Origin of the sequence: Erwinia mallotivora, assembly GCF_000590885.1 — a bacterium.
Lineage (GTDB): Bacteria > Pseudomonadota > Gammaproteobacteria > Enterobacterales > Enterobacteriaceae > Erwinia > Erwinia mallotivora.
Window position 1 is genome coordinate 258,451 of sequence record NZ_JFHN01000053.1, and the last position, 13,402, is coordinate 271,852.

Annotated in this window: 10 protein-coding genes; 3 read left to right on the forward strand and 7 right to left on the reverse strand. The window is 50.8% G+C overall.

Annotated elements, in window-relative coordinates; all coding sequences use genetic code 11:
• The first annotated feature begins 2 nt into the window (after positions 1 to 2).
• Positions 3 to 2,717 (forward strand): hypothetical protein, encoded by a 2,715-nt coding sequence (locus BG55_RS22870; RefSeq protein WP_052018854.1) that lies wholly within the window; start codon positions 3 to 5, stop codon positions 2,715 to 2,717.
• 143 nt (positions 2,718 to 2,860) lie between these two features.
• Here BG55_RS22870 and BG55_RS13660 read toward each other — a convergent pair whose 3' ends face one another.
• The 3 genes from BG55_RS13660 to BG55_RS13670 all read right to left on the reverse strand — a co-directional run bounded on the left by BG55_RS13660 (position 2,861) and on the right by BG55_RS13670 (position 6,161).
• Positions 2,861 to 3,415: a hypothetical protein gene (locus BG55_RS13660; RefSeq protein WP_160170859.1), complete on the reverse strand. Its 555-nt coding sequence runs from the start codon at positions 3,413 to 3,415 to the stop codon at positions 2,861 to 2,863.
• Entirely contained in the window at positions 3,382 to 4,707 is a 1,326-nt protein-coding gene (locus tag BG55_RS23015; RefSeq protein WP_200871622.1) for an eCIS core domain-containing protein, read from the reverse strand. Before BG55_RS23015 ends, BG55_RS13660 begins: the two co-directional genes overlap by 34 nt.
• An 80-nt stretch (positions 4,708 to 4,787) precedes the next feature.
• Positions 4,788 to 6,161: an ATP-binding protein gene (locus BG55_RS13670; protein ID WP_052018857.1), complete on the reverse strand. Its 1,374-nt coding sequence runs from the start codon at positions 6,159 to 6,161 to the stop codon at positions 4,788 to 4,790.
• Positions 6,162 to 6,836: 675 nt separating this feature from the next.
• Between BG55_RS13670 and mutS the strand changes: the two genes are divergently transcribed.
• Positions 6,837 to 9,392 carry a DNA mismatch repair protein MutS gene (gene mutS / locus BG55_RS13675; protein ID WP_034938472.1) on the forward strand — a complete coding sequence of 852 codons (2,556 nt, stop codon included), beginning with the start codon at positions 6,837 to 6,839 and terminating at the stop codon, positions 9,390 to 9,392.
• 227 nt (positions 9,393 to 9,619) lie between these two features.
• Here the strand turns inward: mutS and rpoS are convergent, their stop codons facing one another.
• Together rpoS and nlpD are read right to left on the reverse strand one after the other, a co-directional pair.
• Positions 9,620 to 10,612, reverse strand: a complete 993-nt coding sequence (gene rpoS, locus BG55_RS13680; RefSeq protein WP_034938473.1) for an RNA polymerase sigma factor RpoS — start codon at positions 10,610 to 10,612, stop codon at positions 9,620 to 9,622.
• 50 nt (positions 10,613 to 10,662) lie between these two features.
• Positions 10,663 to 11,754, reverse strand: coding sequence for a murein hydrolase activator NlpD (gene nlpD / locus BG55_RS13685; RefSeq protein WP_235192766.1), 1,092 nt, complete (start codon positions 11,752 to 11,754; stop codon positions 10,663 to 10,665).
• On the opposite strand from nlpD, the gene BG55_RS23265 reads away from it, so the two are divergent.
• The gene (locus tag BG55_RS23265; RefSeq protein ID WP_235192760.1) at positions 11,651 to 11,866 is read left to right on the forward strand and encodes a hypothetical protein; all 216 of its coding nucleotides are present in this window, start codon (positions 11,651 to 11,653) and stop codon (positions 11,864 to 11,866) included. The genes nlpD and BG55_RS23265 overlap by 104 nt on opposite strands.
• 80 nt (positions 11,867 to 11,946) lie before the next feature.
• On the opposite strand, the gene BG55_RS13690 is transcribed toward BG55_RS23265, so the two are convergent.
• Positions 11,947 to 12,573, reverse strand: coding sequence for a protein-L-isoaspartate(D-aspartate) O-methyltransferase (locus BG55_RS13690; RefSeq protein WP_034938474.1), 627 nt, complete (start codon positions 12,571 to 12,573; stop codon positions 11,947 to 11,949).
• The gene (gene surE, locus BG55_RS13695) at positions 12,567 to 13,328 is read right to left on the reverse strand and encodes a 5'/3'-nucleotidase SurE (RefSeq protein ID WP_034938476.1); all 762 of its coding nucleotides are present in this window, start codon (positions 13,326 to 13,328) and stop codon (positions 12,567 to 12,569) included. The genes BG55_RS13690 and surE overlap by 7 nt, the downstream gene beginning before the upstream one ends.
• Between the last annotated feature and the right edge of the window lie 74 nt (positions 13,329 to 13,402).

Consider the following 13,402-nt stretch of genomic DNA (forward strand, 5'->3'; position numbering starts at 1 on the left):
TAATGATGAATCCTGGTTTCAGTCTGCTGTTACTCAGTCGTCAGCCGACACGCTGGTTCGCCGGACGTGTGGCCTGCTGGCTGTTGTGTGGTGGTTTGCTTGGCGCCGTGCCCGCGCATGCTGACACCGCGCAGAACGAGCTGGTCGACAGCGTCCAGCCGGTTAAAACGTGCAGCAAACAGCTAACGTGGAGCGATAAACGCAATCTGGGGAGATCGATACAAACGCAGCTTGCCGCGTTGTATCAGAACAACAGTGATTTTCAGGCCCAGCTGCAAAGAGGGCAACGGCTTAACGATGGCGTCGTCGGTCCCACTACCCGTTACTGGCTGGATTACTTCTGCGGTGAATTTGCCTTTGCCACGCCAGAGACGTCCAATGATCCGCACCAGGTTTTTGTTGAATCATTAATGATTGCGCTAAATCGCGCCGCCGAGCGCAATGCGCTGTATCCAACGTGGCGTACGGCAATTACCCCGCCCGAACTGCTTGGTTTAACCTCCGCGCAGATCGAGCAAAAACTCAGCCCCAATGGCGCAGGCTCTGCTAAAAGTGACGATGGGGCAAAACCGGCGCAGCCGCCTGTAGCGCAGAGGCCCGACAGCGATACCGCCCCCTATTATTACCAACTGACAAAAAAAGACTTCGCCAGCCTGACGTTGCGTCAGACCGTGCTGGCAACCTTTGCAAAACTGGAAAAGCAGCAGTTCGATCAGCGCAGTCAGCTTTATAATCAGCTCAGTGATTTATTTTCTCAGCTGAATATTCCGATTGCCCCACCGCTGAATATCGATAATTTGATTGATTCTTACACCATCGAGAGTTCGCAACCCAGCACGAGCACAAGTACCAGCACCAGCACCAGCACCAGCACCAGCACCAGCACCAGCACCAGCACTAATACCAGTGCCAGTAACAATACCAGTGCCGGCAACAATACCAGTGCCGGTAAAAGTGCCAGCAGTAATGCCAGCACCAGTGCCAGTCCCGGCGCAAGTCAGAATACTCCCGCTGGCGGCAGTGATAGTGAGAAAGATAAGCAAAATCCTGATGACAAAAACGGCGATATCCCTGAACCATCAACCCAGGTCATTGAAACCAACACGCAGAGCGATACACAAACATCGGCACAACAGGTCGTGTGGCAATTAAATCCGCAGGCGTTAAATGACTCCATCCGGGAATTGGGGATCACCGCCCTGTCTGAAGAGGTATTAAAAACGCTGGCACCGTTGCAGGATGAAGTCTTTCCCAGCCTCTATTTATTACAGATCGCGATTAATGAGTCGGGTATCCCGCCAGAGAGTCTTCAGGACAAGGGCGTCTTTACCTTAGCCAGGAAAAGTGGTCCCAGCCCCGCTCGCGCTGTCCCGGTCAACTGGCAGGCGCCGCCGGACTGTGGATGTCAGGACAGTGCTAAATCTATTTTTACCATGGGCACTTTTTATGGTTTCTATCCTTACTGGCAACACCTCGAAACGGGACAATCTATTGATTTCAGTCGCTTAGACCGCATTGGCTATCTTGGTGCAGTAATGAAACCGGAAGGGAGCGGCAATACGCTGGTTCTGCCACAAAACTGGCAGGCCGCCCCCGGATTCAGCCAGTTTATTCAGATTACCCACCGTTACAGGACCAAACTTGATCTGGTCGTCACCACGCCCATGGATCTTTCCCGGGAGCAGCTGGTTGGGCTGTTTACCGATGATATGGTTAAGCAGCTGGTGAAATCCGTGACCACGCCAATGGATAAGTACCTGATTAATAATCTGAAGCCGTGGGTGAGCTTCGGGCTGGAAAGCGTTCCGTCGATGGCAGACGGCATTACGCTGGATATCGACCTGTCCATCCTTGACACGCCGCAAAGCCAGCAGGCTTTTTTCACATTTCTGGACAAGCTTAAGATTGCGCTCCGTCAGAGCTATCACCCGCATGCCAGCAGCAGTGAATCAGATGGCCCTGCTACCGACGGTGATAAATATTATTTAAGCGTAATTGTTCCTGTTAAAGATGTGGTAGAGACAAAAAATGGTTTCTACAGCTTTACCAATTTCGATGCATTATCACAACGCACCAACCTGCTGATCGTCCGGCCGGGTTCACCAGCAACGCTTGATAAAGCCAGTGATGAACTCGATCAAATAAAAGCACTACAGCAATGGTTAAGCAATCAGCCAAATCAACTGGAAGTCCAGCAGGTCTACAAGCGACTGGTCCCGGTGCTGATCAGTGAGGATAACCGTAATCAGCCCTCTGCCCTGACCCAACTGGTCAATCTTTCCAGCTGGACCTTTTTGGGGGCTGGCTACTGGCCGTTACCATTAAGTGACGCCAACGAGAAGCTGATAGATAAAACGTTCTTCCCGGAAACACAGCAATATCCGCAGCCACTTAATCAGCTGACCAACGGCGTCGCCAGCCTGTTGAACTGGGTTTGTGTGCATCGCTGGGAGCTGAGAACCGGATTATTTGTATCATTCCTCTTTATTCTGCTGGTCCTGGTCATCTGTATCTGGTCGTTCCCACTCAGAAAACATTTGAGCCGCTTTCCTTTTGTGGCGCTGACGTCGCTGTCCATCAGCGGACTGATGCTGGTGTTTGTCGCCGACCCTGCGTTTCAGGATTATCAGGGACCTATTCTGCTGATCTTTATGGTGGTGATTGGCTGGATATTATTTGCGGTGCGAATGGTGAGGAAGGAGGGGGATAAGCCTTAATCGTTTTTTCAGACTGGGGATAACTGCTGAAGCCGTTATCCCCCGGTTTGTGTTGCCTTAAATATTCATGGGTATGAAATGAAGTAAAAAGCCTGATTCAATCAGGCCGATAAAAAATTACGCAGAATTTAAAAAGTTAGCCATTAATTCCATGGGATAACAGCACGCTTTTCATAACCTTCTATCCATTTTCTAAAATTCATTATGTCAGATATAACCACGTCAGCATTATACGTTAACTGTCCTCTTTTTTCAGATTCTGACTTCGAAAGTATATCTTGCAATATGACCAGAACAGTGTCCAGATAACTATTCCTTGCTGCTTCTATTTCATCAGGAGACAAATATCCAGGTTCTAAAAATGTATGGCTTATCGCATCTAAGCCCCCCCTGATATTTTCTGCTTTTGCAGTTTCCAGACCACCAATCAACCCTGATTTTCGGCTCTCAGATTTCCTGTCTAAATAAAGACCTCTGAGCGTTTTTTTTATACTTCCAATATGCATTGCATTGTTTTTGATGGTAAAGCTTAGTAATTTTAATCGCTCTTTTGACTTTCCAGCTAACACCAGAGCATCCATCAACGTTTTATATATTTTATCTGGTCTTGAGAGTCTTTGTTCCAGAGCTGATTTGGTCATGGACCAATGACTTTCATTGTTAATCACTGAAAACCGACCGGCATCGGGGGATTCCATTTCTTCTGTTCCCAATATTTTTCAGCCTTCCCATCAATATAGTGAAAGGAGTACTCCAAATCGCGGCTTTTAAAAATAATTGTTGACCCCATTGTAACAGTAGGGTTATCGACAGATAAAGTCTTTGAAATCGCCCCCAGGCTGGTAATTACGAGACCTATTTGCTCCATCACACCAGAGATTCCCGAATCATCTTTTGGTGCATACTTAGGGTCCGCTCCTTTTTTTAGCTGAAAGTCCATATCTATATCTCTCATATTATCTGAAGGTCTTCCCAACCTTCCGTCGTCAGGATGTTTAAGTGTCAGAGCGGACCCACCACCTAAAATAAAATCAAAGTTCTTTAATAGTTTATTTTTAGCAAAGGCACTGGTAAGCAACGCAACAAGATTGGGAATTTGAATTAGTCGACTTCGATGTCTGGGACTGACTGGCTCGCCACCTTTGGATTCATGCTCAGCTTCATGAGCTTTTATCTTCTCCAAATCCAGGCGAAGAGAAGGCTTCTTCGATTTAGCAAACTCTTCCCCCACAGAATTCAGTGCTGTACTGAATCGAGAAGGAATAACGCCAGCTTGATGAGCCATTGCTGCAATCCATCCTGCTTTCTTTTTATCCGTAGTGGTTGAAAGCAAATAATCAAATAGCTGACCGTTATCCATTTCATCCTGGTTTAAATCATCAAATTCCTCCTGTCTATCTTTGAGATTGACGCCTGAGGCCTTAACTCTTTCGAACATATCTTCCATATCTTTTTTAGTCCCTTTCACCATTCCATTCATGAAGTAACCCTGTAAAACATTAAGTTTAGAAACTGAAGGTGCTTTCAGGCTTTCATTTCCTCGGCTGGAGTCAATTTCCTTTAACTGAACCGCCCTTCCGCCCAGCACATCTGCCTCATGCTCCAGCGCCGGACTGTCATTCACCGCCATTCCTGCCACCGAGGTTGTCGCCGAAACCCGTCCCTGCGCCTGCTGCACCACATGCCCCAGCTCATGCGGCAGGTGTTTTTCCTGCCCGGAAGCCAGATGGATATCACTGCCCTGCGCGTAAGCGTGCGCCTGCACGGTGGCAGGTTTTGCAGAGTTATAATGCACCCGCACGTGATCCAGGCTCATGCCGCTGATATTCTCCATACCGCTTTTCAGGTTATCGGGCAGCCCGGTTTTATTTGGCTGTCTTTGAACCGTCTCCGTGCGGTTGTCCTCCAGCGTTGCCGATGCATGACTGACTTTGCGCTGCGAAACCGCCTTGCGGCTTGATTGATGTCGTGCCGTCTTTTTTGAATACATCACGAATCGTCCTCTTTCTTAATTCTGCTAAATCACCTGGTGCGTTCCGGTTATCTGATCTTCGGGCACGGACGCCGCATTCACTCAAAGAATATTTTGTTATCTTTCCTGAATTCCTGACGGATGCTGGCAATGATGTCGTCCTGCGTAACCGTGCGTTCGCCGCGCTGAACGGCGATTAAGGCACACTGGCGCAGCACGTTAATGATTAGCCCGCCGGCAACTTCATAGCGGTCGGCGAGGGCCGCTAAATTGACATCTTCTGCGAGTTCACATGTACCGTTAAAAGCGTTTTGCCAGAGTGTCAGGCGCTCTTTCGGCCCCGGAATAGTAAACTGCACCATGTTCTGAAAGCGCCGGGTAAAAGCTTCATCCATATTGTTTTTCAGGTTGGTGGCAATGATCACCGTGCCGGGGAAATCTTCTATCTTTTGCAGTAAATAACCCGTCAGCTGGTTGGCATGTCTGTCGTTGGACGAACTGCCCTCCGAGCGTTTGCCAAACAGCGCATCCCCTTCATCAAAAAACAGGATCCACTCTTTGTAACTGGCGGCGTCAAATACACGGGACAAATTTTTCTCGGTTTCACCAATATATTTAGAAACCACCATGGATAAATCGACGCGATAGACATCCCGCCCGGTAGCCTTCCCCAGCAGCGCGGCGGTCAGCGTTTTACCTGTCCCTGGCGGGCCGAAGAACACCGCCCGATAGCCCGGCTTCACCTTTTCTGCCAGTTGCCACTCATTCATCAGCGTCTGACCATGTCTGAGCCACGCATGCAGCTCTTCAACTTGTGCCATGACGTCTTTATCCAGCACCAGATCGCCCCATTCCAGTGGAGATTCCAGCAGATGGGCCGGGAAGCTGGCGCTTAATTCCGGACGAAGCCGCTCACCGGTAGTGAAATAGTGCAGCCACTCATCGTTTAACCGATAGATACCGGCCCATTTTGGCACGCCATCATCAACTGACAGCAACTGAGTAACCTGTTCAGCCATCAGCCGATGTTTGTTTGCAAGGATGCCGTGCGCGTGGAGACGCCAGTCAGGGTCATTAGCGCTGATGAGAAAGTTGAGCGTCTGCCCGGTTGGGATAAAACCACTGAAGGCTTTATCGCTGACGCCTCCAAATTCAGTGAAAGGACGATCGATAAGGCTGTTAAGTCCAAAGAAAATATCAAGCGCATCAGGTTTCACACCGGGTGCCATAGCAAGAGCCAGCGCCAGGCGTTCAAAAACAGACAGTTGCCAGTCAATATTTAAATCGGCATAAGGCGTGCCTTTAACCAGTTCCGGCGGCGCAATAGCTGACCAGTGCCGTTCATGCCCCTCTTGTTTGAGATAGCTACAAATAACCTGATTAATGACCTGCGACAGCCACCCCATTTCGCGATAAAGCACAAGAACGTTATCTGCCTGTTGATGATTTTCGACATTTGCTTGTGGGGCCATGGCACATCCTTGAATAAGGAAGCTTTATGATTCAGATTACGTTCAGCCAGTAGCGTATGCAATGATTCATTTATAATCGTTTTTATTCAACAACGCTAAGTACCGTCAGTTACAAACGGTAATCGACATCACCTCACTCACAGTGATGAATAACCTAACAAATAGTCGGTAATATAATGAATTTAAAGGCTTCAGAAAAATGTATCAATACTCAGATATCTGGGCATTTACAGGTAAATATAAGAATGAATCATTAATAATGGTCATAAACAGCTTAAAATAAGGCGTGGAGGGAAGTTGTTAATGCTGACTTAAACCCGCTTTCCAGTGACAGAACTTGTGCAATGATAAAAAAACCTGATGCCGTGTTTTGCACATCAAACATAAATACCCCGATTTGTATCGACATCAGCTTTATCACTTCTCCAGATTTTCATTGTTTCGAGCGTGCTCGAAGAAAGTGGCCTGGCCGCTGGTTTTCCTGTTATACAGACTCCGTTATCATATTCGCCACGTACTCGTGAAAGGACATCCAGGTTGTAGCCCGTGAGGCTACCCCTTAACCCAGAGTAAAATGTGGGATTTCATGAGATTCAGTGAGACATCGTGAGAACTAACAATAATGATAAAATCACTTAACTCTCTAATTTTTAAGATAATGGACATCTCAACACTATGAGTACATTAGAAAACATCGGTACACATACCCCGATGATGCAGCAGTATCTGCGCCTGAAAGCCGAGCACCCGGAAATCCTGCTCTTCTATCGTATGGGGGACTTCTACGAGCTGTTTTATGATGATGCGAAGCGCGCCTCACAGTTACTGGATATTTCGCTGACCAAACGCGGAGCCTCGGCGGGCCAGCCAATTCCGATGGCGGGTGTGCCCTATCATGCGGTGGAGAACTATCTCGCCAGGCTGGTGCAGCTGGGAGAATCCGTCGCCATTTGTGAACAGATCGGTGACCCGGCGCTGAGCAAAGGTCCGGTAGAACGCAAAGTCGTCCGTATTGTGACTCCCGGCACCATCAGCGATGAGGCGCTGTTGCAGGAGCGTCAGGATAATCTGTTAGCGGCTATCTGGCAGGATGCACGTGGCTTTGGCTATGCCACTCTGGATATCAGTTCCGGGCGATTCCGGCTGGCAGAGCCTTCTGATACCGAGACAATGGCAGCAGAACTCCAGCGTACCAATCCGGCAGAACTGCTCTATCCTGAGGATCTTGCCGCCATGTCGCTGATTGAAAACCGTCGGGGGCTGCGTCGCCGTCCTTTATGGGAGTTCGAGATCGATACCGCCCGCCAGCAGCTTAATATGCAGTTTGGCACCCGGGATCTCAGCGGTTTTGGCGTGGAACAGGCCCAGCTGGCGCTGCGTGCCGCAGGCTGTTTGTTACAGTACGTCAAGGATACCCAACGCACTTCTCTTCCTCATATTCGCTCACTGACGATGGAACGCCAGCAGGATAGTATCGTCATGGATGCGGCCACCCGGCGTAATCTGGAGATTACCCAGAATCTGTCCGGTGGCAGCGAAAATACGCTCGCCTCTGTGCTGGACAAAACTGCCACGCCAATGGGCAGCCGTATGTTGAAACGCTGGTTGCATATGCCTGTCCGGGATACCAGCACGATTGTTAATCGTCAGCAGTCGATTGGTTCGCTCCAGGATATTTGCGCAGAACTCTCTCCGCTGCTGCGTCAGATTGGCGATCTGGAGCGGATCCTCGCCAGACTGGCCTTGCGCACTGCCCGCCCACGCGACCTTGCCAGAATGCGCCATGCCTTCCATCAGTTGCCTCAGTTGGATGCAATGTTGCTGGATAGCACCACACCACACCTGCAAACACTGCGTCAGCAGATGGGGCAATTTACTGAACTGCGAGAACTGCTGGAGAAGGCGATCGTTGAAGCGCCGCCTGTACTGGTTCGTGATGGCGGGGTGATTGCGCCGGGTTACAACGCGGAACTGGACGAGTGGCGCGCACTGGCCGATGGCGCAACCGATTATCTGGATCGCCTGGAGATCCGCGAACGGGAAAAGCTCGGGCTGGATACCCTGAAGGTCGGTTTTAATGGTGTGCATGGCTACTATATTCAGGTCAGCCGTGGGCAGAGCCATCTGGTGCCAATTCATTATGTGCGTCGCCAGACGTTGAAAAATGCCGAACGCTACATTATTCCGGAGCTGAAAGAATATGAAGATAAGGTGCTCACCTCCAAAGCAAAAGCACTGACGCTGGAAAAAGCGCTGTACGAAGAGCTTTTCGATCTGCTGCTGCCGCATCTGGAGGCGCTCCAGCTGAGCGCTGCCTCACTGGCTGAACTGGACGTGCTGGCAAATCTCGCAGAGCGTGCCTGGACGCTTAATTACAGCTGCCCGACGCTCACCGACAGGCCTGGCATCAAACTGAGTGGCGGACGTCATCCGGTGGTCGAACAGGTGTTGAAAGAACCGTTTATTGCCAATCCTCTGTCGCTGTCACCTCAGCGCAGAATGCTGGTGATCACCGGTCCAAATATGGGCGGTAAAAGCACCTATATGCGCCAGGCAGCGCTGATTACATTGATGGCCTGTATTGGCAGCTATGTACCGGCTGATGAGGCTCAGGTTGGTCCGGTGGATCGTATCTTCACCCGTGTGGGGGCAGCGGACGATCTCGCCTCTGGCCGTTCAACCTTTATGGTGGAAATGACCGAAACGGCCAATATTCTGCATAATGCGACAGAACACAGTCTGGTGCTGATGGATGAAATTGGTCGTGGCACCTCCACCTACGATGGTTTGTCACTGGCCTGGGCCTGTGCAGAGAGTCTGGCTAATCGTAATAAAGCGATGACGCTGTTTGCTACTCACTACTTTGAACTGACCACGCTGCCGGAGAAAATGGAGGGCGTGGTAAATGTGCATCTGGATGCGGTTGAGCACGGCGATAGCATCGCTTTTATGCACAGTGTTCAGGAAGGGGCAGCCAGTAAAAGTTATGGTCTGGCCGTCGCGGCGCTGGCAGGCGTGCCGAAGGAAGTGATTAAGCGCGCCAGGCAGAAACTAAGAGAGCTTGAGGCTATGTCTGGCAACAGTGCGGCAACCGGGGTGGATGGGTCGCAACTACCGTTGCTGGTGGAGGAAACGTCTCCGGCCGTTGAGGCACTGGAAGCCCTGGATCCTGATTCGCTCTCTCCCCGACAGGCGCTGGAGTGGATTTACCGCCTTAAGTCTCTGGTGTGAAAAAAACTGCGCTGAACCCAGTAAAAAGCCGCCTTTAAGGCGGCTTTAATGTACTGAAAACCTGAGAACAGGCCTCAGCCCGTTTTGTTAACTTCAAATATCCGGACAATCAGGCAGGGCCAAACCCGTTTATGACCACTTTCCGGGGACAGGGTTTTCAGTTAGCAATAAAAAAAGCGGTGATCGTCAGACCACCGCTTTTTGTATCAACAATATAAAATGCCGGTTTACTCGCGGAACAAAGCTTCGATATTCAGCCCCTGTGCCTGCAAAATTTCCCGCAGACGACGAAGACCTTCCACCTGAATCTGACGAACCCGCTCACGGGTCAGACCGATCTCACTCCCCACATCTTCCAGCGTCGCCGCTTCATAGCCTAACAGGCCGAAACGACGTGCCAGCACTTCTCGCTGCTTGGCGTTCAGTTCAAACAACCATTTGACGATGCTCTGCTTCATGTCATCGTCCTGAGTACAGTCTTCCGGACCGTTGTCTTTTTCGTCAGCCAGGATATCGAGCAGTGCTTTGTCAGAATCTCCGCCCAGCGGCGTGTCAACTGAAGTGATGCGTTCGTTGAGACGCAGCATACGGCTGACATCATCAACAGGCTTATCGAGCTGTTCAGCAATCTCTTCTGCGCTTGGCTCATGGTCCAGTTTGTGGGCCAGTTCACGCGCTGTACGCAGATAGACGTTCAACTCTTTAACAATGTGGATTGGCAGACGAATTGTTCGGGTCTGATTCATAATAGCCCGTTCAATGGTCTGACGAATCCACCAGGTCGCATAGGTTGAGAAACGGAACCCTCTCTCAGGGTCAAATTTCTCAACCGCACGAATTAACCCAAGGTTACCTTCCTCAATCAGATCCAGCAAAGCCAGACCACGATTGCTGTAACGACGGGCAATCTTAACAACCAGACGTAAATTACTTTCAATCATGCGGCGACGGGAAGGAACATCACCACGCAAAGCACGACGTGCGAAGAAAACTTCTTCTTCGGCAGTTAGCAGTGGAGAGTAACCAATCTCTCCCAGATATAACTGCGTGGCATCGAGTACACGTTGGGTCGCACCTTGCTGTAGTAGCTCTTCCTCAGCTAAATCGTTATCAGCAGGATCATTTCCGACAAGAGCCTTCTCATCAAAAACTTCAGCTCCGTTTTCGTCGAATTCCGCATCTTCATTTAAATCATTAACTTTTAGCGTATTCTGGCTCATAAGCGGCTCCTACCCGTGATTTCAGGGCAGAACACCAGGGTTCTGCCGGCTTATCGCTGCGGTAAATAACGCAACGGGTTTACGGATTTCCCCTTGTAACGTATTTCAAAGTGTAATCTAACAGAACTGGTGCCTGTACTACCCATGGTCGCTATCTTCTGACCCGATTTTACTTCCTGCTGTTCGCGAACCAGCATTGTATCGTTATGGGCGTAGGCACTCAGGTAGTCATCATTATGTTTGATGATAATCAAATTACCGTAACCGCGTAGCGCATTCCCGGCATACACAACCCGCCCGGAGGCGGTTGACAGGACGGGTTGTCCTCGCGATCCCGCGATATCGATGCCTTTATTTCCGCCTTCGGAAGCAGAGAAGTTATCGATAATCTTCCCATCTGTCGGCCAACGCCAGCTTCCCACAGGGGTTGTGCTGTTTGTTGTGCTACTGACGGTCGGTACAGTAACCGGCGCTGTCGTCGTTGCAACAGTATTGGTGCCGGATGAAGGTAACATTTTGCCTTCACTTGGTTTACCTGAATCCTCAGAATACGTAATAACTGGCTGATGTGCAACCGTTACGCCTCCGATTTGTCCTGGAGAGGATTTAGTGACCACGCCACTGGCTTTATCATCTGCGGCGGTGATGGCATTACCGCCGGTCAGCGTGCCTCCGGAGCCATTACTGACCTGCAATTGCTGACCAACATTCAGGCTGTAAGGCGCAGGGATATTATTTCGCTGGGCTAAATCACGAAAGTCATTACCGGTTATCCAGGCAATATAGAACAAAGTATCGCCATGTTTAACGGTATAAGTCTGACCGCTGTAACTGCCTTTAGGAATGTTGCCGTAGGCGCGGTTGTATACAATGCGTCCGTTTTGAGTAACAACATTTTCATTTTCGCCAGCGGCAACAGGAGCCGTTACCGGCGTACTGACCATTTTAGGCTGGTTGACGGCTATAGAAGGAGGAGGTGAGATGAGTCCGCCGCCGCCGCCTGTTGCTGATTCACTGGCTATGCCAGAATTGCCACCCATGCCTGAACTGCTGTTCATACCGTCATTGTTGCCGCCGCCAACCGAACTGATGGGGGCCTGCGTGCCATTGCTGGAACAACCCGCCAGCCAAAAACTTACCAGTGAAATGGCCGCAATACGGCGCAATTTGAAAACCGGGCTTCCCGTGCTCATTTCCATCCCCCAATACGGCAAAACAGTGTTAACGCGACACCCTGCCCCGCGCCAGCAGTAATAAAAACCTTAACTTACGAGATAGTAACAATATCGCGGGCCGGGTGCCAATTCGCAGATGTATACAATTGCTAACGTCGGTCAGGCCAGATCGCCTTTGACCAGCGGCACAAATCTGACTGGCTCTACGGTTTCCACCACAAACTCATCGCCCTTACGGATGATTCGTTTCAGCTGCTGCTGCTCATCGCCTACGGGCAGCACCATGATGCCCCCTTCAGCTAACTGCGACATCAGCTCCTGGGGGATTTCCGGCGGGGCAGCGGTCACGATGATGGCATCGAAAGGCCCACGAGCCGACCAACCCTGCCAGCCATCGCCGTGGCGGGTAGAGACATTATGCAGATCAAGCTGCTTCAGACGCCGTCTGGCCTGCCATTGCAGCCCTTTAATTCGCTCTACAGAATAGACGTGTTCTACCAGGTGAGCCAGAACGGCGGTCTGATACCCCGAACCGGTGCCAATCTCCAGCACCCGTGAAGTCGGCGTTAAGCCCAGCAGCGAAGTCATTTTAGCGACCATATAGGGCTGGGATATGGTCTGACCAGAACCAATTGGCAGCGCCGTATTTTCCCAGGCTTTATGCTCGAACGCTTCATCAACAAAACGCTCACGCGGCACTTCCTCAATCACTTTTAACAATCGCTCGTCGTCAATACCCTGCTGGCGCAATTGTGCAACCAGCGTTCCGATGCGCCGACTCACCATTTGCCACTGACCTCCACACGCGCCAGCCAGTCAGCCACCACGTTCTGCGCGGCGTGGGCAGTTAAGTCAACATGTAAGGCCGTAACCGAGACATACCCTTCGTCGATGGCGGCAAAATCCGTGTCCGGCCCTGCATCCAGTTTTTCACCCGGAGGGCCAATCCAGTAAAACGTATTGCCTCGCGGATCCAGCTGAGGGATCGCCCGATCGCTGGGATGACGACTGCCACAGCGCGTGACCCGAATCCCCTTAAGCTCGGCGAGAGGAAGATCGGGAACGTTGATATTCAGTATTCGCCCGGTGTGCAGCGGTTCATGCTGTAAGGCGCGCAGGATGGAACAAGTGACGGCAGCGGCGGTGTCGTAATATTGATGACCATTGAGTGAAACGGCAAGCGCAGGCAGGCCCAGATGTCGCCCTTCCATCGCCGCAGCCACCGTGCCTGAATAGATGACGTCATCGCCCATATTGGGGCCGGCATTGATTCCGGACACCACAATATCCGGTTTTGGGGTCATCAGCGTGTTCACCCCGAGCCAGACGCAGTCGGTTGGCGTTCCCTGCTGGACAGCAATATCGCCATCAGGATAGCGAAAGGTGCGAAGCGGCGTTTCCAGAGTCAGAGAGTTGGATGCGCCACTACGGTTCCTGTCTGGCGCTACCACCTGTACATCAGCAAACTCCCGCAGCGCTTCTGCCAGCACCTGAATACCCGGCGCATGAATGCCGTCATCATTACTCAGCAATATTCGCATCTACAACTCAACCCCTTATTCTGATTCTGTTTTTCATCCCGATGTGCTCTGCCGTATCCTGCCGGGCTACCTGG